We start from the raw sequence: 22,094 nt of genomic DNA, 5'->3' as shown, positions 1-22,094 counted from the left end.
GTTTTTCTTTTTGAAGGAGAATATATGGAAAGAGAATACACAAATGTGATGGAAGAAATCGTTGTGACGTGGGTGCAGGTTTTAATGTCAGGTATAGAATACCAAACATTTTGTTCGTGCAGGAAATGTAAAAATGACATCATCACATTATCATTGAATAACCTGCCTAATTACTATGTAACCACGGAAGTAGGGCGGAAAAGGATATTTGGAAATTTGAATACAGAAGAAAACAGGAAATGGATCAATAAAAGAATCATCAATGCGATACACGTTGTTGGCCAATACCCTAAACATTGATTCGCGGTATTTTACTCATAAACAAAAGGTCTACTATTAATTATGTGTTTTATTTATAGTGGCAGAGGGAACATAAATAAAGTGCAAAGTAGGTTCATTCAATCAAAAATTGAGGAGATGAATGATTATGGGTAAAAAAATCGCATGTGTAGTAACGAATATGTTTGAGGACTCGGAGTATAGTGAACCGGCAAAAGCATTTGAAGAAGCCGGCCATAAGGTAACGACGATTGAAATGGTAAAAGGGAAAACGGTTAAAGGGAAACAAGGGGAGGTGGAAGTCGAGATTGATGAAAGCATCGACTCGGTGAAACCGGAAAGTTTCGATGCGTTATTCATCCCCGGTGGGTTCTCGCCTGATCAACTGCGTGCTGACGAACGCTTCGTATCTTTCGCAAAATCGTTCATGGATGATAAAAAACCTGTATTTGCGATCTGTCATGGTCCGCAGTTGCTGATTACGGCCAAAACACTTGAAGGACGCCACGCAACAGGGTATACATCTATTAAAGTCGATATGGAGTATGCAGGTGCCACATATTTGGACAAAGAGGTTGTGGTTTGCGGCAACCAGCTTGTAACCAGCAGGACACCTGAAGATCTTCCGGCATTTAACCGGGAATCGCTCAATCTATTGAAATAATGAAAAATCCCGGCAGCTGCCGGGATTTTTCATTTTAAAGGATTCATATACTTCAATCTTTGCAGTAAAATAAAAGGAGAGACGAATAAAAAAGGAAGTGTCACGATTGATCGTATTAAAATCTGCACGTGAAATTCAAGCGATGCATGAATCGGGTAAAATTTTGGCAGCTTGTCATAAGGAGATTGCAAAGTTGATTGTTCCTGGAGTGACAACATGGGAAATAGAAGAATTTGTTGAAGGATTCTTAAAAAAACATGGTGCGAAGCCGGAACAAAAGGGTTACAAAGGGTATGAGTATGCGACATGTGCCAGCATAAATGAAGAAATCTGTCATGGTTTCCCTCGCAAGACCCCTTTGAAAAACGGAGATATCGTAACGATTGATATGGTCGTCAATTATAATGGGGCCCTTGCTGACTCTGCTTGGACGTATACAGTCGGTAAGGTTTCAAAGGAAACCGAACATTTAGTGAATGTGACGAAGGAATCTTTATATAAGGCGATTGAAGTATGTGTGGAAGGCAATCGGATTGGAGATATAGGTCATGCCATACAAACATATGTCGAAGCGGAAGGCTTCTCTGTCGTTCGTGATTTCATCGGACACGGGATAGGGAATGTCATTCATGAAGAGCCTCAGGTTCCGCATTATGGACTGCCGAATAAAGGTCCGCGTCTTAAGGAAGGAATGGTATTCACCATCGAGCCAATGGTAAACGTAGGTACATATAAAGCAAGCCGGAACCCGAATGGATGGACGGCATCCACTGCAGATGGGAAATACTCGGCTCAATATGAGCATACGATTGCCATAACGAAAAACGGCCCGCTTATTCTAACCGAACAGTGAACATAAAAAAACAGCATCGATTATGATGCTGTTTTTCATTTTAATCAATGGGGCGTTCCAATGAATACAAATCCTCTTCGATATTTCCTAATCTGTCCTCCATGACTTTTTTAGCATCTTTGATCCCTTCATTGTAAATAAAGGGAGCGATATTTTCGAAAATGAACTGCAAGTGATTTTCAGCAGCAATTTCACCGATTTCCTTCCCATGTTCCTGATACACATATTCTTGGATACTTTCGATCATTTTGCGGCGTTTTTCTATGGGGAATTGAATGAACATTGTCCCACTCCTTCATATTTGTTCTAAAAACCATGTAATGAATTGATCCGAATCCAAAGGGAAGACGGGTACTGAAGCATGATTCCTGGTTCGTTCAAGACATTCGGGCCAAGCCACCGCTGCCTTGACATTGGTAAGCCGTTCCAATAACGGGAGGTCACTTTCTTCCTTGATTAAAATGACCTTGGGAAAATCCTCTTGCTTATACCCTTCAATTAAAATCACATCAGGGAGAAATAGACACAGTAATTGAATCAGCTCAGTGATAGGGGCGCTCCCCCTGAAATTGCCGAGCAGCTCGATTGTTCCATCTCCTTCAACAAGTGAAGCGGCCGCCCCAGCAAGAAAGTGTTTATTGGAATCCTTCGTCCCTGTAACATTTGGTTTTCCGCCATGTCCATGATGTTTTAAAACGGCTGTCTCTAATTTTGCTTCGCGAAGCTTTTTGATTAAATTCGTTATGAAGGTCGTTTTTCCTCTATTTTGGTAGCCAACCACCTGAAAAATAAAGGGCTTCACCAAGGCCATTTGGAACCTTCCTGGTCATCGAGGAGCAGGATGTCCACGAAGTCTCCCGTTTGGAAACCACGTGTCCCCCCAGGTAAGACGGTCAGGGAATTGGCACCTGCCAAGCTTGTTGTAATATTGGATTTATCCACACCGCTTGGAATTACCTTCAATTGGCCGGATTCGTAAAATAATCGGGTGCGAAGCAGACGTGAGAATGGATTGGGTTTTAAGAAGTCCTCTGCCAATTGGGCCGTCTCTTTTCTTAAATGCGGATATTCCGAGAACAGCATCGTGCGGATGATCGGTCTTGCAAATAGTTCAAAGCCGACATAACTGGCGGATGGATTGCCGGATAAACCGAATAAAAATTTGTTATTATATACCGCTACGGTCGTCACGCTGCCGGGGCGCATGGCCACTTTGTTGAATAAGACATCGGCGCCAATCTTTTGATAAATATCCGGGAGAAGGTCAAAATCACCGACAGAAACTCCTCCTGTTGTAATGAGCAGATCCACTTCCTCCAAGGCAGTCGAAATGGCCTCGTAGCTTAATTCGAATTCGTCCTTAAGCTTTCCATAAAAACGGACTTCCCCCCCGGCCCTCCGAATTTGGGCGGAGATGGCATGTGAGTTGCTGTTGCGGATCTTCCCAGGCTGCAACGGTTCATGAACATCAAGCAGTTCCGATCCCGTAGCGAATAATCCGACGACAGGCTTGCTGGCAACTGGCACTTCCGCATAACCGAATGTTGCCAGCAAGCCGATGATCCCTGGATTGATCGCTGTTCCTTTTTTTACAAGAACATCGCCTTTCTTAGCATCCTCGCCTTGAAAAGAAACGTTTTCGCCTTCCTTAAGTGAGCGTTTAAATGATATGTACTTCTTTCCGTCCTTTTCGAATTCCTTCGTAAGTTCAAGCATGATTACGGCATCACACTCAGCTGGCATCTGGGCTCCAGTCATGATTCTTGCCACTTGATTTTTTTGAACGGGAATAGTCGATACCATACCCGCAGCCAACTCTTCCACCACTTCGAACACGAGGGGGTTATTTATGGAACCTTCAGAAGTATCCTTGGACCTGAGGGCGAATCCATCATATGGGGAGCGGTTAAAATGCGGAACATCATTTGTAGCTACGATATCCTGAGCCAAAAAACGGTCTTGGCTGTCCTCGAGGGGAATCAGTTCCACATGTCCTGTTAATTTATGCTTCATCACTTTTTCCACTGCTTCTGCGATGCTGATGGGCGTTCTTCTTTCTACCATGCTTACAACTCCTGTCCGTTTTCAATTTCTATATCAAATGTAGCAGAATTTTTTTGAAAATGAAAAAAATCCTCACCGGTATGGGAGGATTTGAATGTTACTTATTACGCAGTCTTCCAAGTTCTTCAGCGATCGCTTCCATTTCACGGACACTGAAATTCGTTTTTTTCATCACCATTGTATAAATATCGTGCAGTTCTTCGTACATTTCGATATCAAAATGAGTTGATTTGATTGCACCGAAGTTCATCACTTTTAATTTATCCTTGATTGCCTCGATCATAAACTCGACACTTTCGGCTGTGTTTTGCGTTAAATCCATTTCCTTCATCCTTTCATACGTTCCTAAATTATTTTCATCTTTGCATGATTACCGCTGGAAGTCAATGAGTATTCGGGTGGGATATGAAGTTTGACCTCCGATAATCTTGGTGATCTTCGCGTTTTAAAGTGAGAGAGTTTGGGAAAAGATAGGAAAAAACTTTTTTAAACATTGTATAATGGAGAGAGCTACCATTATCCATCAACTAATATATGACGAGGAGGAGAATATATGAGCAACATTCGAGAAGAATATAAGTGTGCCAAGAAAAGTAAATTTATGCAAGCGGTCTTTATTGGGGCGTTAGCTGGGGCGGCAATAAGCCTTTTTGACAAGCAAACGCGTTATTCTGTATTGGAAAACAGCAAAAGCTGCATGAGTAATATGATGGAATTCGTGAAGAATCCCAATGGGGTGCTTACGCAAGTACGTGAAACATCATTCAAGGTCCGTTCCACTGTTGAAAAAATTTCCGAAGATGTATCCTTCATTTCCCAAAAGGTTGAGGAAATGAAAGATATTCCATCACAAGTTGCCCAAGTGGTGATGGAGACGAAAGAAGTTTTTACTGCAGAGGAAGAAGAGCCGTCTTCTAGAGACCACGAACGAATTTCCTTAAATTAAAAAATGGGGTGGAGGTATGGCCAATAAAAAAGAATGGCTGAAAGGCTCATTCTTCAAGACTTTGGTAAAACGGTTACAGGTCGATGATGTGTCGGGGCTTGCCGCACAGCTGTCTTATTTCTTCTTGCTTTCCCTGTTTCCGTTACTTATTTTTTTATTCACTTTATTGGCCTATCTGCCATTTTCACAAGAAGATATATTAAATACCGTCCGTACATATGCACCTGACGATTCGATGAAAATCATTGAAGCTAACCTATCGGAAGTGATGGAAGCGAATGGTACTTTATTGTCGTTTGGTGTCATCGGAACGATATGGTCGGCATCGAATGGGATGAATGCAATCATTAAAGCATTTAACCATGCATATGGTGTAAAAGAAAGTCGAACTTTCTTTATTTCCCGGGGAATGTCGATTCTTCTCACTTTAGCGATGATTTTTGTTTTTATTGTCGTTTTATTGCTGCCGGTATTCGGAAAACAGATCGGAGTGTTCCTATTTGCCGAAATTGGACAATCCGATGAGTTTCTTACGATTTGGAACCAACTTCGCTGGGTGGTCAGTACGCTTGTATTTTTAATTGTGTTCACCATCCTTTATTGGATTGCGCCCAACATTAAGCTAAAGTGCATAACCGTACTGCCTGGTGCAATCTTTGCAACGGCAGGATGGAGCCTCGCTTCTTTTTTGTTTTCATTTTATGTGGAGAACTTCGCTAATTATTCCGCAACATATGGAAGTCTTGGAGGGATAATCGTATTAATGGTCTGGTTTTATTTATCGGGGCTCATCATCATACTGGGCGGGGAAATAAATGCGCTCATTAGTGAAAGGAAAAAGCCAGAATGTGCATGAGCTTCCTGGAGTTCCCGTAATAGCGGACTATCATGCTGCGGATACTATTCAAGAAATGACAACTTTTAAAGAGGAGGAGTTCATTCATGAGTAAAAAGGATGGCAGCACAAAACAAAAAGGAAAAAATAAAGGTTCGAACCATAAAACATCAGGTTCTGCAAACGGTAAGAACGGATATCACTAAATGAACATAAAAAAAGGGAGCCTTGGATGGCTCCTTTTTCATGGTTTAGTTTCTCAAAAGTCTCAAGCTGTTCAGTATAACGAGGATTGTGCTTCCTTCATGGCCAATGACGCCATATGGGAGGTCCAGGAATTGAAGGAAATTGGATGCTATCAGGATCATGATGACCGAAATGGAAAAGATGACGTTTTGTTTGATGATCCGATTCATCTTCTTGGATAGTTTGACTGCTTCCGCGATGCGCGGCAGGTCATTCTTCATCAGAACGACATCCGCTGTTTCCAAGGCAACATCCGTTCCTTCACCCATTGCAATACCAACAGATGCTGTTGCCAGAGCAGGTGCATCATTGATGCCATCCCCAACCATCGCTACAGTGCCAAAATGTTCTTTAAGCTTTTTCACTTCAGTCACTTTCGTTTCTGGCAGGCATTCGGCAATATATGCATCAATATGACTCTCCGAGGCAATCGCTTTAGCCGTTTTTTCACTATCGCCTGTCAGCATGACGGTATGGATGCCCTCATTCCTCAAAGCCTCGATGGCTGTAACGGTTTCATCACGCACGACATCTTTCAAAGTGAGTATACCGGCAATTCCGTGATCATCTTTAGCATACACGATTGTCTTACCTTGTTCAGCCAATGTCAGCGCAATGCCATTTTGGAATCGTTCTGCTTCACTGCGACCGACGAAATCAGCTTTTCCGACTTGCCAAAGCACGCCATTGATGTATGCTTGAACCCCATTACCTGAGATATCTTCCATGTTATCCGGTTTAATGATGTCTCTTTGCAATTTCGTTTTGGCATAACGAACGATCGAAGTTGCCAAAGGGTGATTCGAATAATTTTCAACAGATGCAATGTGAAATAAGAAATCTTCTTCGTTTAAATCTTCGCGGATAATGACATCCGTTACCTCTGGTTTTCCTTTTGTCAATGTACCGGTTTTATCCAAAGCAATTGCCTGCAGGTTACCTAGATTCTCAAGATGGATGCCGCCTTTAAACAAAATGCCATGACGAGCACCATTTGAAATGGCTGAAAGTGTAGCTGGCATAATAGAGGCCACAAGGGCGCAAGGAGAAGCGACAACGAGCAGGATCATCGCTCTGTAGAATGTTTCGGTCCAGCTCCACTCCAATAGGAAATGGGGTACGAACATCATCAAACCGACAACCGTCAATACCACTTTTACATAAGTCCCTTCAAACCGTTCAATGAACAGCTGGGAAGGGGACTTTTCACTTTGTGCGGATTGAACGAGAGTGATTATTTTTTGAAATAGTGTTTCACTTGCCGGTTTGGTGATTTCCACGGTAATCGTACCACGGAGATTAACCGTTCCAGCGAAAACTTCATCATCCAATGATTTACTGACTGGTATGGATTCGCCAGTAATGGCGGCTTCATCGATATTGGTACGTCCGTCCGTGATTTTTCCATCTGAAGGAACTCTTTCACCCGGTTTCACTAAAATCAGATCCCCGACATGCAACTGGGAAACGGACACGGTTTCTTCATATCCGTTAGTGATGCGCAGCGCTTCTTCAGGCTGCAAGTCCATAAGTGCCGAAATTTCTTTATGGCTTTTATTCATCGTGTATGTCTCAAGGGCGCCGCTTAAAGCGAAGATGAAAATCAAAATGGCACCTTCCGTCCAGTATCCGATGACAGCAGAACCGATAGCCGCAAAAATCATCAGCATCTCAACATTCAATTCCCGGTCGGCAATCGTATCTTCTATGCCTTCTTTTGCCTTGGCATATCCGCCAATCAAGAAAGAGGCTAAGTAAATGACGATGGAAGCGGACTCCATTCCGTTCTTTGAAAGGGCCCAGCCCAAAACTATTAATAAACCGCTGAATAATGCAGCAATAAGTTCTAAATGAGGTTTTGCTTTTTCCAACCAAGTGGTTTTGCATGGAGCCGGTTGGGTTAAATGTTTAGTATCTGTAGTCATAAGATTCCCTCCCACATTCTTCTCTATTTTTGTGTAAATGATATAGATTATCATTTGCTTTATATATAATTGAGAAAGATAATCAACGTCATTTCTCTGGATAAAATATGAAAGCTGCCATCGTAATTGCGATGACAGCAATGTTTTCAAAGGTTTATTAAGGTGATGTCCCTTTTGTTAATATTATATTACCACATATCCTATTCAGAAATAAAGAAGAATGATTCTAATCTAGTAAAAAATATAAAGTATCGAATCTCCAATATACAGGCACTCTTGATAAATACCGGTCAAATTGAATAATAAAAGAAGTAGTCCAGATAATAAACTATATTACATAACTGAAGCAGGCATTTTCTCCTTAAACAAGGCCAATGAAATGAAGACAAGGAAAAGCATGATGCTGATCATGTAGAAAAAATTCCCGCCTTGGATATGTTCAATGACCAGGCCGCCAAAAAATGGACCGCCGATGCTGCCGAGACTAAAGAAAATACTGCATAATAAATTTCCTGCAGGTAATAGGTTTCGAGGCAAAAGATCTGCCATATAACTGATTCCCAGCGAGAAAGTAGAACCAACCATCATTCCGCCAAACATAAAGCAGATGAATAGACCAAGCACTGAATAGGAATAAATCCCTGCAAGCGTGAATATGGCAAATCCTGAAAAAAGGATCGTCAGCAAGGTCTTTCGCCGTCCAAAACGGTCACTTATCATCCCCAAGGGAATCTGGGTAAGCAGGGTCCCCGCGGAAAATGCCGGAATGATGATGGAAACTGCGGTTAAATCGATTCCGGAACGCAGGGCGAATACAGGAAAATTGCTATTCAATGATGCCTCAAGCACGCCGAATGTGAACGGAAGCAAAAATGCGACCCAAGCTATGCGGCTCACTTTCGTAAACCTTTTGAGTGTGCCCAGGAATGAGGTGCTTTCGGAATCATCCTGTTCAGGAAGTTCGTTTCTAATAAGGAAAACAGCAGACCAAGCCAGAAGGCTAAGTATGGATGTGATGATGAAAGGCAAAGACTGATTAATCTCGAGAAGCTTCGTCATCAGCGGGCCTACCATGAAGCCAAGACTGAAGAAAAGTCCATAAATGGCGAGATTCCTTCCGCGCTTCGTTTTAGGTGAAATGGCAGTGATCCAGGTCTGGGTAGCAAAGTGAAGTGTATGATCGCCGATTCCAATGAAGAAACGGAGGACAAACCAAAACCAGAATGATTTCCAAACAGCAAATAAGGCTAGCGATAGAATGACCGTTATCCCGCCAAATATTATTAATGGCTTATAGCCGTATTTACGGAGCGGGGCTTCCATAAAAGGAGAAATCAACAGAATTCCAATATAAAGCGAGGCTGCATGAAACCCGTTCAGGGATGAGCTAATTCCGTCATTTTCAAAAATGATGGCAATGATCGGCAGAAGCATCCCTTGAGAAAACCCCGATATGCCGACAATTAAGATTAAAACGCTAAAAAGCAATTTATTATTCATAAAATCAAGTCTCCTAAGAAATGTATACCTTCTTGATGGTACATCTTAGGAAGAGGATTAAGCAATAGAAATTTGGGTAAATATTGACAAGAAGAGAGAAGATGATAAAATTTTCCTTTGTCTTCGCCCGAAGATTTTGTATGATAGTTTTTGTTACATAAAAAGAACTATAGGATTGTGAGGAGAAGTATCGTGAATAAAATATTTTTGGGGCTTGTCCTGCTGGGCGTCCCTATATCAGTCATCGGGTCATTTTTGCATTGGCCGAGTGTGATCATGTTCATCGTATATTGCTTAACCATCGTCGCGCTTGCAGGCTTCATGGGCCGGGCGACTGAAAGCTTAGCGATCGTCATGGGACCAAGGATTGGCGGTCTTTTGAATGCAACCTTTGGGAATGCAGTGGAATTGATCATATCCATCTTTTCATTAAAGGCGGGGCTTGTGGGGGTCGTGTTGGCTTCTTTGACTGGTTCCGTATTAGGAAACTTATTGTTGGTGGCAGGACTTTCATTCTTTGTCGGAGGGACTAAATACAAACGGCAGAAGTTTAATGTATTCGATGCGAGGCATAATGCCGGTCTATTGATTTTTGCGGTTATTGTAGCCTTTGTCATACCGGAAGTGTTCACACAAGACATGGGTGAATCAAGCACGATGTCGTTAAGTGTAGGAATTTCCATTATATTGATCTTATTATACCTTGCTGCATTATTCTTTAAATTGGTGACTCACCGCGGGGTATATCAGCATACGGAGAAACCCGAGGAACATGAGGAGGAAGTACCGGAGTGGAGCAGGAAGAAGGCAATTATAATACTTGCTGCCGCTACATTGGCCGTTGCATACGTATCGGAAAAACTTGTCCATACGTTCAGCGAAGTGGGGGAAACCTTCGGATGGTCGGAATTATTCATCGGTGTCATTATCGTTGCAATCGTGGGTAACGCGGCAGAGCATGCGTCCGCCGTCATAATGGCCTATAAAAACAAAATGGATGTCGCAGTGGAGATAGCCGTCGGCTCCACGCTTCAAGTAGCGATGTTCGTAGCTCCCGTACTCGTACTTATTTCATTAATGTATCCAACGCATATGCCGCTTGTCTTCACAATGCCAGAACTGATCTCAATGGTTACAGCAGTCTTTCTGATGATCATGATTTCCAATGACGGGGAAACGAACTGGTTTGAAGGGCTTACCTTATTGGCCGCTTACTTCATTATGGGAATTGGATTTTACTTATTATAAGAATGCAGGCCTTCCGTGCGGGAGGTCTTTCTTTTTATAAAAATAAAAATGACTCTGCTCAGGTTAGATTTAGCAGAGTCATTTCTATATTAGTAAATTACCATTCATAAGTTATTCCAAAATTTTTCATCATGCTTTGTAAAAGTTGAGAAAATATTCTAGAGTCTCACACCATCCTTTTACATCAGATTTAAGTATTGGCGAATTCGTTTTCTGTCATCCTTTAAAAGGGTGTCATGGATTGTTCGATAAGCATACCTCCTGAAGGTTTAATAGGTATGAACGATTTCGCCTCCTTTTTATAATGTAAAATAAGTATAACCGATTTGAAGAGAAAAGTAAATATTCTGAACTTTACAAATTCATTACAAAGTTGAAATCTGAATGAAATGTATAGAATGTTGGCTAAAAACAAAATCTATAAACAAATGATTGAACCCCTCAAAAGGAGTGCGACAGCATGAGAAGAACTATTCTTATTACCATGATTGCCCTAATTGCCTTCATACAGGCGAATGTAAGTTTTGCAGCAGATATACCGGTAGACAAAGCAAGTCCGAATAAGGTGAATATCCCTCCTTCCGTATTGAATATTGCAAAGGAGAATACGTATCCGAACCCGACCCAGGATCTTCCGATGCTGCAGCCGAGTAAGTTTGCCAAACAATTGATCGATTCGTCGGATATCAAGATTGAAAATCCAGAACTCATCCATATGTTGAATGAATCGGCAGTTGCAAAGGCCCCGCTTGCTTTTGGTTACAGGGCGACCATTTACCTTGGCCATTGGGCATTGAATTATGAGTCTTCGGAAACGGCACCAAACTGGGAATACCAAAAAATCAATACGAATTACTATGATAATCGCGGCGGTGAAGTTCCATACAAGATCCGCTATGTCCAGGAAAGTCAGAAGGCAGTGAGTGGCGGCCTGACAGCGAAAATCCCTAAGACAGAGGATGTTCAAAAAATGATGCTGTTAAAAGCCACTGAGAAAACGAATTTGCCATTGGCTTTTGAAACGATCATCGGAGCTGGCACGAAAAAAGATGAAGTATACAATGTTGCTTCAAATAGGATTGGTTACTTATCCAGCTATGCTTCCGCCGTAAATGAAAAAGGCAAGGTCACATATGGGGAAGTGTATTTGAACCTAAAAGGAAATAAAAGAACCATTACGATAAAGAACATCACTTCCCAAGGCATCGGTGCATGGATACCGGTTCAGGACCATGTTTCCTTCAGTTTTACAGTCTCACAGCAACCCAGGTAAATTGAAAAACTCGCCGGATTGGCGAGTTTTTCTTCATATGGTTGACTTCCTGATCCTGAAGTCCTCTTTCGGGTAGTATGCATTTTTGACGAGTACATTCGGGCCTAGACATTTGACTGCCGGGCAGTGGCAATTCAATTCATTGGCCAGTTTCGAATTCATCCATGTTTCATAGGATTCGGTCAAGGGCTGATCTTTGATATTCCCTAAAGTAGGCGCGTCCCCAAAATCGGTAACGATCACTTCCCCGGTGAAAATATTGATGTTCAACCGTGATCGTCCATCAGGATCATTACGCACAGTCACTTTATGTGAACCATAAAGGCGTTGAAGCAGCTTAATATCCTCTATACTGTTATTGCAAGGATAAAATGGCAGGGTACCGAAAAGCATCCAAACATTTTCATCACGGATATCAAGCAAATGATGAATCGCTTCACGCATTTTGTCCAGTGGTAAAGTTTCAAGTGCCGAAGCGAAATCGCTTGGATACATCGGATGAATTTCATGCCTCTGACATCCCATTTCATCGACGATCTGCCTGTGAATATGCTCAAGATGAGGCAATGTCCGTTTATTAAGCATCGTTTCCGCAGATACCAGTACACCAGCCTTTGTCAGGGCACGGGAATTTTCGATCATTTTATCAAATAATTTCTTTCGCTGTTCCCGGGATGGTTTTCGGTCCATCATGGCAAAGCCGATATCAATGAATTCATCGATCGTTCCCCAATTATGGGAAATATGAAGAACATCCAAATAAGGAATGATTTCTTCATATCGTTCCAAGTCAAGGGTCAAATTGGAATTGATTTGTGTCCGGACCCCGCGACTACGGGCATATTTCAATAGAGGCAAAACATAATTCTTCACTTGTTTTCTTGAAAGCATCGGTTCCCCGCCAGTAATGCTGAGCGAACGAAGCAAAGGGGTCTCATCAAGGCGCTGGATCAGTAATTCCAGAGGCAGTGCATCCGGGTCCTTGGGCTGGAGTGTGTAACCGACGGCACAATGCTCACATCGCATATTGCAAAGGGTGGTGGTGGTGAACTCCACATTGGTAAGGCTGAGTTTTCCATATTGTTCAACGTCCATATATGCTTCCCAAGGATCATACTTGGGTGTAATTGGTGTTAAAAGATCTTGCTTGATTATTGACATATTTAAAACTCCTTACGTAATAATGCACTAACCCATTATGAACAATGGGGACAAAAATTGTCAAATGGCAGAGAGCTGCATTTATAGCTTGCCATTGCACTTTCAAGCAGATTTCGTTACGATGAAAGAAGAACGGAAGGAGAGTGCCTCATGGGAAAATCCATTACAGGTAAAAACGAACAATTAACATATTTAAAAGAACGCCTCACGATGTTCATGGAAGTTCTTGATCATATTGAACCGGAAAATACGGAGTTGGAAGATATAGACCGTTTAATCGGCATGATAGATGATTTGGAAGGCAAAGTGGAACAATTCAAAACCCGCGAAGACTAATATCTGTTTCGATAGTATGATTTTTTCAATGTTAATATTCATGAAGGGATGACGAGAAACTTCGTCATCCTTTTTTGATGGAAATGTTTGGTGATGAAATTTAACATATGGGCTATTTCTGGCGCTTTACTCATTTCTCTCCAAATTGCTGTTCATTAAGAAAAATAATTACTTGTTTTCGAAAGATTATGTTAGATGTATAATAAAACGGGTGTTGAATCATTCACTATTTATAGAGAAGCAGGGAAATGATTAAATCTAATCTAGGGGAAATAAGAGGGGGAAGAGAAATTTGGATATTCAAAAATTCCAAGAAAGTATGTACAGTCTTATCGTTGAAACTTCAACGAATCTTCCAAAGGATGTTCGTCGTGCGGTCAAAAGTGCAAAACAACGTGAAAATGCAGGTACTCGTTCTGCATTGAGCCTGACCACCATCACGAATAATATTACAATGGCTGACGACAATGTATCACCGATTTGTCAGGATACTGGTCTGCCGACTTTCAAAATAAAAACTCCGGTTGGCGTGAACCAACTTGAAATAAAAAAAGCAATTCGAAATGCAATCATTTTAGCGACAAAAGGCGGAAAACTTCGTCCAAACGCAGTTGATTCTTTATCGGGTGAAAATAGCGGGGATAACCTTGGGGAAGGTCTTCCTGTCATTAAATTCGATCAGTGGGAAAAAGACTATATTGACGTTCGTCTCATTTTAAAAGGCGGCGGCTGTGAAAATAAGAACATCCAATACAGTCTGCCTATGGAACTTGAAGGATTGGGAAAAGCGGGCCGTGATTTGGACGGAATCCGTAAATGTATCCTTCACTCTGTCTACCAAGCACAAGGACAAGGCTGCAGTGCCGGCTTCATCGGCGTTGGTATCGGAGGGGACCGTTCATCCGGATATGATCTGGCTAAGGCTCAACTTTTCCGCAGTAATGAAGATGTGAATCCGAATGAAGATCTTCGTCAACTTGAAGATTACATCATGAAGACTGCTAATGAATTGGGCATCGGCACGATGGGATTTGGCGGCGAAACTACTCTGCTTGGATGTAAAATCGGTGTCATGCACCGTATTCCGGCAAGCTTTTTCGTATCCGTTGCTTACAACTGCTGGGCGTTCCGCCGTTTAGGAGTGAAAGTCAATCCTGAAACAGGCGAAATCAATGAGTGGTTGTATCAAGAAGGCGAGAAAATCGACTTTGCTCTGGAAGCAGAAAAAGCAGCGAAGGATGAAGTGGCAGCCGCTGCAGAATCGGACGTTGAAGCTTCCCGTGAAATCACCCTGCAAGCACCAATCACGGAAGAACAAATCCGTGAATTAAAAGTGGGTGACGTAGTTCATATTAACGGCAGAATGTATACAGGCCGTGACGCCATCCACAAGCACTTATCTGAAAATCCTGCACCCATTGACCTGGATGGACAAATCATCTATCACTGTGGACCAGTTATGCTGAAGGATGAAGAGGGCAAATGGCATGTGAAGGCTGCCGGACCAACAACAAGTATTCGTGAAGAACCATACCAAGGCGATATCATGAAGCGATTCGGCATCCGTGCAGTTATCGGTAAAGGCGGAATGGGACCAAAAACACTAGAAGCATTAAGTGAACACGGCGGCGTTTATCTAAATGCAATAGGCGGGGCTGCTCAATATTATGCAGACTGCATCAAATCCGTCGAAGGTGTGAACTTCACTGAATTTGGTATTCCAGAAGCAATGTGGCATCTGAATGTTGAAGGATTCACTGCAGTAGTTACCATGGATTCACATGGAAACAGCCTGCATAAAGACGTTCAGCAATCTTCATTGGAAAAATTGGCACAATTCAAAGAACCGGTATTTAAATAAATGTTTGGCAAAAGACGCTCACCAAAAGGTTGAGCGTCTTTTGCATATCTTACTCTTTGATTTCCGGCAGTGGATCAATCCTTGATGAATCCTCCAAATTCAATCCGCTTTTCACAAAATGAACAAACACTCCACCACTTAAACCAAGACAACCAACAAAGCCTAGAGTGATAACCCATTCCAGCATTACATTCCCCCCTTGGTACATGTATATGAAAAAAAAGGCGAAAATTACCTCAGAAAAGTACAATCTTTTGGAATGGTCGCACATACATTAGAAGAGAAAGGAGGGATTTTCATGCAGAATAACTACATCTTATTCTTTTTCGCCATGATAACTGGTTTTGCTTTCATCCAACTTCCTGTGGCAAACACGATTTTCTCCGGTCTTGAAACATTCCTTGACGTAGTCGGAATTGTAATCGTTCTCATTTTCGCAATCGCCATTATTTGGAAGGCGGCACAAGCGTTATTTAAAGGATAAAAAAAACATGGAGGCCTATCCTTTTCGGAGGAAGGGCCTTTTTTTTGCGTGGGATTGGTTTTGCGGAAGGAATTCGACCTTCACAATATCATGCATATAAATCTCCATGTTCCAAACAATAAGAAAAAAGACATGGGGGATATTCCAATGAAAAAAATGGTGATTTTATCCGCTTTTATATGCTTGATATGCTCTTTGGCCAGTCCAGCTTTTGCAGAATCCTATAACTGGGGTTTCAATAAAGGAAAAAATGGGACACCTGCCGATGCCGGAAAAAAATTCAATGAAATGCTGCCTGAATATGAAGCGATTTATAAGGGGGATACAAAGAAAAAAGTCGTTTATTTAACCTTTGATAACGGTTATGAAAATGGCTATACGGCTCAGATTTTAGATGTTCTGAAGAAACATGGTGCACCTGGAGCTTTTTTTGTCACGGGTCATTACTTAAAAACGGCACCTGAGCTTGTTGTCCGTATGGCCAATGAGGGGCATATCGTAGGAAACCATTCATGGAACCATCCGGATATGACCAGCGTGACGGACGATGTGATTCGCACCGAGCTTGAGCGGGTAAAAGAAGCAACGGAAAAATTAACGGGGCAAAAGGGAATGAACTATTTGAGGCCGCCTCGTGGCGTATTTAATGAGAGAACAATGAGGATCGCAAAAAAAGAAGGGTATTACCACATCTTTTGGTCACTGGCATATAGGGACTGGATTGTAGATCAACAAAAGGGTGCCGCTTTTGCACATGATGAAGTGCTTAAGCAGATTCATCCCGGCGCGATTTTATTATTGCATACCGTATCTAAGGATAATGCGGAAGCATTGGACTCGATTCTGACCGATCTTGAAAAACAGGGGTACACTTTTGGTAGCCTTGATGAATTAATGATTGAGAAACAGTTGCCGAACCGAATGCTTTATTAAAATGAGAAGCGGGTCCTGTCGTGATATTTCAGGTCCCGCTTTTATCCATTCTTCTCAATTTCAAGTAATATTTCAGGAAACATGCTATAATACGTGGAAAACTGCTAAAGGATGGATCGCTTGTGTGGACAGAAAAATTACAGGTTCAAGGACCCTATAATTTCGATCTTGTTCTCGAACGATTATCGTTAGACCCACTTCAGGTAGTTGATTTTACTAACAGGACGGTAAAAGTTCCGCTATATATAGAAAAAGAACCAATCGTTTTGCAGGTTCAGGCAATAGGAAATATCGATGAACCATCTTTTATCATCAAAGGTCAATCAGAGGTGTACAAGTCAAAAGCAATCGAACGGTTAAAAAAGGTTTTTCATTGGCATCAGCCATTAGAAGGCGTTTCCCGGCACTTCCGGGAATCCGATTTGCGGGAAATATTCGAAGAGCACCGCGGTACTGCCATAGTCTTGGACTTCGATTACTACAGTTGCCTCGTCAAATGCATCATACATCAGCAATTGAACTTATCTTTTGCCCATACGCTCACGGAACGATTCGTTAAAACCTTCGGCTTCCAGATGGAAGGCGCCTGGTTTTATCCGACACAGGAAACAACCGCCCAACTTCAAATCGAGCAATTAAGAGCCATTCAATTCAGTGGCCGGAAAGCGGAATACGTCATCGGACTTTCCGAGCAGATCATTCAGGGCCATCTCAACCTTGATATAATGGAAAAGCTATCCGATCAAGAGGTTATGGATACACTAATAAAAATACGCGGTATCGGTAGATGGACGGCTGAAAACTTCCTGCTTTTTGGACTTGGCCGGCCGAACCTATTTCCTAAAGCCGACATTGGCATTCAAAATGCCTTGAAAATATTATATGGCTTACCGCAAAAGCCAACCCAAGAAGAAATGGAGTCCTATAGTGTAAAGTGGGCTCCATATCTAAGCTACGCTTCCCTCTATTTGTGGAGAAGCATTGAAAAACGGAGTGAAAAGAAATGACAAACATTCAAGATACAAAACTAGAAGTGAATCAAACCCTTCCCCTTACGATTAAACGGCTGGGGATTAACGGAGAGGGAGTCGGCTATTTCAAAAAGAAAGTCGTCTTCGTCCCAGGAGCATTACCTGGTGAAGAAATTGTAGCTTTGGTTACAAAGGTTCAGCCAAACTTCACCGAGGCGAAAATAAAAACCATCCGTAAAGAATCACCGCATCGCATTGCAGCGCCATGTCCGGTTTACGCTGAATGCGGCGGTTGTCAGTTGCAGCATTTGAGCTATGACCAGCAGCTTATTGAAAAACGAGATATCGTCATTCAAGCGATGGAACGTCATTCGAAATTCCCAGTTTCTTCATTAAATATAAAAGAAACGATCGGCATGGAAGATCCTTGGAATTATCGCAATAAAAGTCAGTACCAAGTCGGCCAAAAAGATGGCAAGTTGATTGCTGGCCTTTACGGCATGAATTCCCATACACTGATCGATATCCCGAATTGCCTTGTACAGCATAAGGCAACGAATAAGGTGACACGTACAGTGAAAAAGATACTAAAGAACCTGAACATCTCGATCTATAACGAAAGAAAAAGAAAAGGTGTTATCCGTACGGTCATTACACGGGTAGGATTTGAAACAGGTGAAGTGCAGGTTGTCCTTGTTACGGGAGCGGAGGAAATTCCACAAAAAGATCAGTTGCTAAAACAAATTCGTGACCAATTGCCAGAAGTGAAATCGGTCGTACAAAACATCAACAACCGGGACACATCACTGATCTTTGGCGAAAAAACGATTCACCTGGCAGGCGAAAAAGTCATCAACGAAACATTGGGTGACCTATCATACGAACTATCAGCCCGTACATTCTTCCAGCTTAACCCGGTTCAAACTGTTCGCTTATATGATGAAGTGAAAAAAGCAGCAGCCTTAACCGGCACGGAAAAAGTGGTTGACGCTTATTGCGGTGTTGGAACCATTGGGCTATGGCTATCTGAAAATGCCAAGGAAGTCAGAGGGATGGACGTCATCAAAGAATCCATTGAGGACGCCAAGAAAAATGCCAAAAAACATAAACGCAACAATGTATACTATGAAACAGGCAAAGCCGAGAATATCCTTCCACGCTGGACCAAAGAAGGCTGGAAACCGGACGTACTGGTCGTCGACCCGCCAAGATCCGGCTGTGACCAATCTTTACTGCAGACAATCTTGAAAGTTAAACCGAAAACCATAGTGTACGTATCATGCAACCCGTCCACATTGGCGAAGGACTTACAAGAACTGGGCTCTTCATATCGCGTGGAGGCCATGCAGCCCGTGGACATGTTCCCGCAGACGAGCCATGTGGAAGTAGTAACCTCATTGAAGCTGATTAAAGAATAAGCAGAGTGATCCGGGAATCTGTAAAAGGTTCTCGGATTTTAATCTGCGTTTATTTCCAACCATTTGTGAAATAATGAAAGTACTGTGAAAATCGAGAAATACATAGGAGGGTTTTGGATGCATAATCATGATATATTAATTCGATTAAGATATGCGCTGGATATTAAAAATAAAGATATGGTTGAGATATTTAAACTCGGGGAGATCGAAGTGACAATGGAAGAAGTCATGCAGATGCTCACAAAACCAAAAGATGATTATTATGATGAATATGAAGAATATGATGATATGGATGAAGCTGATGATGGGGTAAACTGCAATAACATGATGTTAGAGTCCTTTTTAAATGGATTGATCATTTTTAAAAGAGGGAGACAAGAGCCAAAACCTGGTCAGCCTCAAAGTCCGGCACCGGCTGTAAAGCATAAGGAAAGTGTGAATAATATCCTTCTGAAGAAGCTGAAAATAGCATTATCATTAACCAGTGAGGATATGATTGATATTTTGGAAGAAGTAGGAGTCATGATAACCAAAGGGGAATTAAGCGCTATATTAAGAAAAGTGGGTCATAGGAATTATAAAGAGTGTGGAGATCGATACGCCAGGAATTTCTTAAAAGGATTAACTTTGAGATATAGGGGATAACACTGTAACATGCCCATTATGAATAAGACCATGAAATCGTGAAAAATACTTTCACGACTTCATGGTCTTTTTTTAATGATGTTATTGAAGGGATAGAAAGTGCGAAAAAATAAAGAAACACAAGGAATCCTCAAGGCACCTTCTCAATCAGCCTCTTAAAAAGTCTGGTTTTGCGAAATTGGGGTTGGGATATTTATAGAAGCCTTCTCCTGCTTCTCTTCCGATTTTCCCTTTATCGATATACTCTGTTTTCAATAAGTTAGCCAGCTTTTCAACTTCTGAATCACCTGTCGCTTTCGCTTTTGCAAGTGAAATATTATAAGCGGTATTGATTCCTACCACATCTAAAATGGCGAAAGGTCCAAGAGGTGCTCCTGTTGCGACCATCCACGTTTTATCGATGGTTTCCGTATTAGCCACTCCTTTTAATAAGAGCATTTGGGCAGCATCCAAAAGAGGAACCAATAAGGAATTCAATATATAGCCTGGCTGCTCTTTATGTAAAGGCAGAGGAACCATTCCAATCGCTTTTGCAAATTCAATCACTTCCTCGAACACTTCATTATCCGTTCCAGGATGTTTCATGATTTCTGCGGTATTGTTTTTCCAGATTTCATTAGCGAAGTGTAAAGCCAGGAATTTTTTAGGACGGCCTGTCGCTTCGGCAAATTGGCTTGGTAATAATGTAGAAGAGTTTGTAGCGAAAATTGTTTTTTCAGGAGCGACTTTTCCTAACTCTGTGTAAAAATCAGTTTTGATTTGAACCACTTCCGGAATCGCTTCAATCACAAGGTCAGCTTTGGCAACTGCCGCAGATAAATCACTGTGGAAAGATATGCGGGCATAAGCAGTATTAAGATCTTCCTCTGTAGCGCCTATGTCTTCTTTATAGTATGGCTTCAAATTAATGATCCTATCTTTTGCACGTTCTAATGCTTCATCATGGATGTCATATACTGACACGTTGAACCCTTTGAATGCGGTTTGAAATGCAATCTGACTCCCTAAAACGCCGCTGCCGGCAATCGTGATATTTTTATCATGCATGGCCATTTCTCCTTTATTTCTCTGAATATCTCTTCTTGTTAATTATGCACTTAACTTGAATATAGATGCAGGAATAAACTTGATATAGTTTTTTTCCCTTTTAAAAAACGGATAAACACGCATATAGGCAGACCATCTTAAATGGTTTATACCATTCGTTTATGGGAAGAAGAGACATAGAGAAGCTTGATAGGAGGAATGAAAGATGGGCAAAACAATTTTCATTACTGGAGCGGGCAGCGGGCTTGGAAGAGGAGTTGCACTCGGGTTAGCAAAGCAGGGACACCGTGTAATTGCCACAACGGAAATCACTTCCCAGAAAACGGATCTTATGAGGGAGGCGCGGGAACGGGGCTTGGATATGGAAGTCTTCAAATTGGATATTACAAATGAACGTGATCGAGCAAGAATTGATAATCATGACTTTGATGTATTTGTTGCAAATGCGGCGATCAATGAAGGAGGACCGCTCGGAGAAATGCCGATGGACCGATTCAGGGCGATCTTCGAAGTGAATGTTTTCGCTACACTAGAATCCGTTCAGTTTGCTGCAAGAAAGCTGGTCAAAAAAGGAAAAGGGAAAATCGTGTTCTTAAGTTCAATGGCTGGGATCATAACGACACCATACGGCGGTCCGTATGCAGCAACCAAACATGCCATCGAGGGAATGGCATTAACCTTAAAGGATGAGCTGGAGGAGTTTGGGGTGCAGGTTGCGACCATCAATCCGGGTGCCTACAATACCGGTTTTAACGACAGGGCAGCTGAGGAAAAATGGAAATGGTACGATGGAGAAAAGAATTTTACAAGAGCAGAGGATATGAAAAAGCAAGAAAAGGGATTAAAAAACCAATTCGATCCGGAAGATATGATAGAAAAGATGATCGAAATCATCCCGGCTGACCACCATAAATTCCGTACTGTCCATCCCGAGAAAACGGAAAAACTGATGAAGGAGACCGAAAAGAAACGGTGGGACATGGAAATCTGATTTATGGAGCACTATTGTCATAGGGTTAGTGCAGTAGAGGAGTAATTTTGTTAGTTGTGCATGGATTGTGGACAAGGAAGAGAAATAGGGAAAATCCTTATTCTCTAGCCCCTTTATCCCATTCTTTTGCATGACTTTTTTGTTTTTTGTACATGAGATTTAATGCAATATCCGAGCTGATCAGCAGCTCATTTTTTAATGTTGTAATGGACTTAAGCGTCCATTAGTACAATGTAAAACAGACGAAAAAGAGGATAATTAATCCCCTTGCTGACTATGGACAAATTGGAAGAACTCGGGTTTGACTGCAGTTTTTATCTTTAAAAAACAATCCAATTGGTTGGAGCGGGTGTTCGGGACTCCTGCTTAAAAAAGCATGTCCAAGGGAGACCCCTCAGGCTAAGACTGCTCGAG

General features: G+C 41.9%; 24 protein-coding genes. 15 read left to right on the top strand and 9 right to left on the bottom strand.

Features of this window, described 5'->3' with window-relative positions:
- Nucleotides 1-24: 24 nt before the first annotated feature.
- The 3 genes from ACZ9AO_RS11080 (at nucleotide 25) to map (ending at nucleotide 1,796) form a co-directional block, all read left to right on the top strand.
- On the top strand, nucleotides 25-300 hold the full coding sequence (locus ACZ9AO_RS11080; RefSeq protein WP_072272367.1) for a late competence development ComFB family protein: 276 nt from the start codon (nucleotides 25-27) through the stop codon (nucleotides 298-300).
- Between the two features lie 127 nt (nucleotides 301-427).
- On the top strand, nucleotides 428-943 hold the full coding sequence (locus tag ACZ9AO_RS11075) for a type 1 glutamine amidotransferase domain-containing protein (RefSeq protein ID WP_034305681.1): 516 nt from the start codon (nucleotides 428-430) through the stop codon (nucleotides 941-943).
- Nucleotides 944-1,049: 106 nt separating this feature from the next.
- On the top strand, nucleotides 1,050-1,796 hold the full coding sequence (map, locus tag ACZ9AO_RS11070; RefSeq protein WP_476109067.1) for a type I methionyl aminopeptidase: 747 nt from the start codon (nucleotides 1,050-1,052) through the stop codon (nucleotides 1,794-1,796).
- A gap of 40 nt (nucleotides 1,797-1,836) precedes the next feature.
- On the opposite strand, the gene ACZ9AO_RS11065 is transcribed toward map, so the two are convergent.
- The 4 genes from ACZ9AO_RS11065 to ACZ9AO_RS11050 form a co-directional block, all read right to left on the bottom strand.
- The gene (locus ACZ9AO_RS11065; RefSeq protein WP_034305676.1) at nucleotides 1,837-2,079 is read right to left on the bottom strand and encodes a DUF2164 domain-containing protein; all 243 of its coding nucleotides are present in this window, start codon (nucleotides 2,077-2,079) and stop codon (nucleotides 1,837-1,839) included.
- A 12-nt stretch (nucleotides 2,080-2,091) separates the two neighbouring features.
- Nucleotides 2,092-2,607, bottom strand: a complete 516-nt coding sequence (gene mobB / locus ACZ9AO_RS11060; protein ID WP_251541514.1) for a molybdopterin-guanine dinucleotide biosynthesis protein B — start codon at nucleotides 2,605-2,607, stop codon at nucleotides 2,092-2,094.
- Entirely contained in the window at nucleotides 2,595-3,860 is a 1,266-nt protein-coding gene (locus tag ACZ9AO_RS11055) for a molybdopterin molybdotransferase MoeA (RefSeq protein WP_476109066.1), read from the bottom strand. The genes mobB and ACZ9AO_RS11055 overlap by 13 nt, the downstream gene beginning before the upstream one ends.
- Nucleotides 3,861-3,957: 97 nt before the next feature.
- Entirely contained in the window at nucleotides 3,958-4,182 is a 225-nt protein-coding gene (locus ACZ9AO_RS11050) for a DUF1128 domain-containing protein (protein ID WP_034305672.1), read from the bottom strand.
- A 231-nt stretch (nucleotides 4,183-4,413) separates the two neighbouring features.
- Between ACZ9AO_RS11050 and ACZ9AO_RS11045 the strand changes: the two genes are divergently transcribed.
- A complete protein-coding gene (locus tag ACZ9AO_RS11045) occupies nucleotides 4,414-4,806 on the top strand; it encodes a YtxH domain-containing protein (protein WP_476109065.1) in 393 nt (130 codons plus the stop codon).
- A 16-nt stretch (nucleotides 4,807-4,822) separates the two neighbouring features.
- On the top strand, nucleotides 4,823-5,662 hold the full coding sequence (locus ACZ9AO_RS11040; protein WP_048685129.1) for a YihY/virulence factor BrkB family protein: 840 nt from the start codon (nucleotides 4,823-4,825) through the stop codon (nucleotides 5,660-5,662).
- Between the two features lie 230 nt (nucleotides 5,663-5,892).
- Here ACZ9AO_RS11040 and ACZ9AO_RS11035 read toward each other — a convergent pair whose 3' ends face one another.
- Nucleotides 5,893-7,812, bottom strand: coding sequence for a heavy metal translocating P-type ATPase (locus ACZ9AO_RS11035; protein WP_476109064.1), 1,920 nt, complete (start codon nucleotides 7,810-7,812; stop codon nucleotides 5,893-5,895).
- A gap of 333 nt (nucleotides 7,813-8,145) precedes the next feature.
- Complete coding sequence (locus tag ACZ9AO_RS11030; protein ID WP_251541504.1) at nucleotides 8,146-9,312, bottom strand: MFS transporter; 1,167 nt, start codon at nucleotides 9,310-9,312, stop codon at nucleotides 8,146-8,148.
- Nucleotides 9,313-9,501: 189 nt separating this feature from the next.
- Here ACZ9AO_RS11030 and cax point away from each other — a divergent pair, with 189 nt between their 5' ends.
- Nucleotides 9,502-10,560, top strand: coding sequence for a calcium/proton exchanger (cax, locus tag ACZ9AO_RS11025; protein WP_476109133.1), 1,059 nt, complete (start codon nucleotides 9,502-9,504; stop codon nucleotides 10,558-10,560).
- A 460-nt stretch (nucleotides 10,561-11,020) separates the two neighbouring features.
- The gene (locus ACZ9AO_RS11020) at nucleotides 11,021-11,833 is read left to right on the top strand and encodes a YfkD famly protein (RefSeq protein WP_048685138.1); all 813 of its coding nucleotides are present in this window, start codon (nucleotides 11,021-11,023) and stop codon (nucleotides 11,831-11,833) included.
- 33 nt (nucleotides 11,834-11,866) lie between these two features.
- Here ACZ9AO_RS11020 and yfkAB read toward each other — a convergent pair whose 3' ends face one another.
- Nucleotides 11,867-12,988 carry a radical SAM/CxCxxxxC motif protein YfkAB gene (gene yfkAB / locus ACZ9AO_RS11015; RefSeq protein WP_476109132.1) on the bottom strand — a complete coding sequence of 374 codons (1,122 nt, stop codon included), beginning with the start codon at nucleotides 12,986-12,988 and terminating at the stop codon, nucleotides 11,867-11,869.
- Between the two features lie 156 nt (nucleotides 12,989-13,144).
- On the opposite strand from yfkAB, the gene ACZ9AO_RS11010 reads away from it, so the two are divergent.
- Together ACZ9AO_RS11010 and ACZ9AO_RS11005 are read left to right on the top strand one after the other, a co-directional pair.
- Nucleotides 13,145-13,330: an SE1561 family protein gene (locus tag ACZ9AO_RS11010; protein ID WP_034305661.1), complete on the top strand. Its 186-nt coding sequence runs from the start codon at nucleotides 13,145-13,147 to the stop codon at nucleotides 13,328-13,330.
- 292 nt (nucleotides 13,331-13,622) lie between these two features.
- Entirely contained in the window at nucleotides 13,623-15,191 is a 1,569-nt protein-coding gene (locus tag ACZ9AO_RS11005) for a fumarate hydratase (protein ID WP_034305659.1), read from the top strand.
- A gap of 49 nt (nucleotides 15,192-15,240) precedes the next feature.
- On the opposite strand, the gene ACZ9AO_RS11000 is transcribed toward ACZ9AO_RS11005, so the two are convergent.
- Nucleotides 15,241-15,378 (bottom strand): hypothetical protein, encoded by a 138-nt coding sequence (locus ACZ9AO_RS11000; RefSeq protein ID WP_164468808.1) that lies wholly within the window; start codon nucleotides 15,376-15,378, stop codon nucleotides 15,241-15,243.
- Nucleotides 15,379-15,489: 111 nt separating this feature from the next.
- On the opposite strand from ACZ9AO_RS11000, the gene ACZ9AO_RS10995 reads away from it, so the two are divergent.
- The 5 genes from ACZ9AO_RS10995 to ACZ9AO_RS10975 all read left to right on the top strand — a co-directional run bounded on the left by ACZ9AO_RS10995 (nucleotide 15,490) and on the right by ACZ9AO_RS10975 (nucleotide 19,642).
- Nucleotides 15,490-15,675: a hypothetical protein gene (locus tag ACZ9AO_RS10995; RefSeq protein WP_034306471.1), complete on the top strand. Its 186-nt coding sequence runs from the start codon at nucleotides 15,490-15,492 to the stop codon at nucleotides 15,673-15,675.
- Between the two features lie 147 nt (nucleotides 15,676-15,822).
- Nucleotides 15,823-16,608 (top strand): delta-lactam-biosynthetic de-N-acetylase, encoded by a 786-nt coding sequence (gene pdaA / locus ACZ9AO_RS10990; protein ID WP_063596049.1) that lies wholly within the window; start codon nucleotides 15,823-15,825, stop codon nucleotides 16,606-16,608.
- 122 nt (nucleotides 16,609-16,730) lie between these two features.
- On the top strand, nucleotides 16,731-17,615 hold the full coding sequence (locus ACZ9AO_RS10985) for a DNA-3-methyladenine glycosylase family protein (RefSeq protein ID WP_476109063.1): 885 nt from the start codon (nucleotides 16,731-16,733) through the stop codon (nucleotides 17,613-17,615).
- Nucleotides 17,612-18,997: a 23S rRNA (uracil(1939)-C(5))-methyltransferase RlmD gene (rlmD, locus tag ACZ9AO_RS10980; protein WP_048685151.1), complete on the top strand. Its 1,386-nt coding sequence runs from the start codon at nucleotides 17,612-17,614 to the stop codon at nucleotides 18,995-18,997. Before ACZ9AO_RS10985 ends, rlmD begins: the two co-directional genes overlap by 4 nt.
- Before the next feature lie 117 nt (nucleotides 18,998-19,114).
- Nucleotides 19,115-19,642, top strand: a complete 528-nt coding sequence (locus ACZ9AO_RS10975; protein ID WP_476109062.1) for a YehS family protein — start codon at nucleotides 19,115-19,117, stop codon at nucleotides 19,640-19,642.
- Between the two features lie 147 nt (nucleotides 19,643-19,789).
- On the opposite strand, the gene ACZ9AO_RS10970 is transcribed toward ACZ9AO_RS10975, so the two are convergent.
- Entirely contained in the window at nucleotides 19,790-20,689 is a 900-nt protein-coding gene (locus ACZ9AO_RS10970) for a 3-hydroxyacyl-CoA dehydrogenase (protein ID WP_476109061.1), read from the bottom strand.
- Nucleotides 20,690-20,894: 205 nt separating this feature from the next.
- On the opposite strand from ACZ9AO_RS10970, the gene ACZ9AO_RS10965 reads away from it, so the two are divergent.
- On the top strand, nucleotides 20,895-21,680 hold the full coding sequence (locus tag ACZ9AO_RS10965; protein ID WP_251541487.1) for an SDR family oxidoreductase: 786 nt from the start codon (nucleotides 20,895-20,897) through the stop codon (nucleotides 21,678-21,680).
- The last annotated feature ends 414 nt before the right edge of the window (nucleotides 21,681-22,094 follow it).

The sequence above is a fragment of the Peribacillus sp. TE19612 genome (assembly GCF_056279465.1).
The sequence above is the reverse complement of the archived record's forward strand: the minus strand, read 5'-3'. Positions and strand labels throughout refer to the sequence as shown.

Coding starts and splice junctions, on each gene's coding strand:
- ACZ9AO_RS11080 (WP_072272367.1), top strand. CDS start 25: ATGGAAAGAGAATACACAAATGTGATGGAAGAAATCGTTGTGACGTGG.
- ACZ9AO_RS11075 (WP_034305681.1), top strand. CDS start 428: ATGGGTAAAAAAATCGCATGTGTAGTAACGAATATGTTTGAGGACTCG.
- ACZ9AO_RS11065 (WP_034305676.1), bottom strand. CDS start 2,079: ATGTTCATTCAATTCCCCATAGAAAAACGCCGCAAAATGATCGAAAGT.
- mobB (WP_251541514.1), bottom strand. CDS start 2,607: ATGGCCTTGGTGAAGCCCTTTATTTTTCAGGTGGTTGGCTACCAAAAT.
- ACZ9AO_RS11055 (WP_476109066.1), bottom strand. CDS start 3,860: ATGGTAGAAAGAAGAACGCCCATCAGCATCGCAGAAGCAGTGGAAAAA.
- ACZ9AO_RS11050 (WP_034305672.1), bottom strand. CDS start 4,182: ATGGATTTAACGCAAAACACAGCCGAAAGTGTCGAGTTTATGATCGAG.
- ACZ9AO_RS11045 (WP_476109065.1), top strand. CDS start 4,414: ATGAGCAACATTCGAGAAGAATATAAGTGTGCCAAGAAAAGTAAATTT.
- ACZ9AO_RS11040 (WP_048685129.1), top strand. CDS start 4,823: ATGGCCAATAAAAAAGAATGGCTGAAAGGCTCATTCTTCAAGACTTTG.
- ACZ9AO_RS11035 (WP_476109064.1), bottom strand. CDS start 7,812: ATGACTACAGATACTAAACATTTAACCCAACCGGCTCCATGCAAAACC.
- ACZ9AO_RS11030 (WP_251541504.1), bottom strand. CDS start 9,312: ATGAATAATAAATTGCTTTTTAGCGTTTTAATCTTAATTGTCGGCATA.
- ACZ9AO_RS11020 (WP_048685138.1), top strand. CDS start 11,021: ATGAGAAGAACTATTCTTATTACCATGATTGCCCTAATTGCCTTCATA.
- ACZ9AO_RS11010 (WP_034305661.1), top strand. CDS start 13,145: ATGGGAAAATCCATTACAGGTAAAAACGAACAATTAACATATTTAAAA.
- ACZ9AO_RS11000 (WP_164468808.1), bottom strand. CDS start 15,378: ATGCTGGAATGGGTTATCACTCTAGGCTTTGTTGGTTGTCTTGGTTTA.
- ACZ9AO_RS10995 (WP_034306471.1), top strand. CDS start 15,490: ATGCAGAATAACTACATCTTATTCTTTTTCGCCATGATAACTGGTTTT.
- pdaA (WP_063596049.1), top strand. CDS start 15,823: ATGAAAAAAATGGTGATTTTATCCGCTTTTATATGCTTGATATGCTCT.
- rlmD (WP_048685151.1), top strand. CDS start 17,612: ATGACAAACATTCAAGATACAAAACTAGAAGTGAATCAAACCCTTCCC.
- ACZ9AO_RS10975 (WP_476109062.1), top strand. CDS start 19,115: ATGCATAATCATGATATATTAATTCGATTAAGATATGCGCTGGATATT.
- ACZ9AO_RS10970 (WP_476109061.1), bottom strand. CDS start 20,689: ATGCATGATAAAAATATCACGATTGCCGGCAGCGGCGTTTTAGGGAGT.
- ACZ9AO_RS10965 (WP_251541487.1), top strand. CDS start 20,895: ATGGGCAAAACAATTTTCATTACTGGAGCGGGCAGCGGGCTTGGAAGA.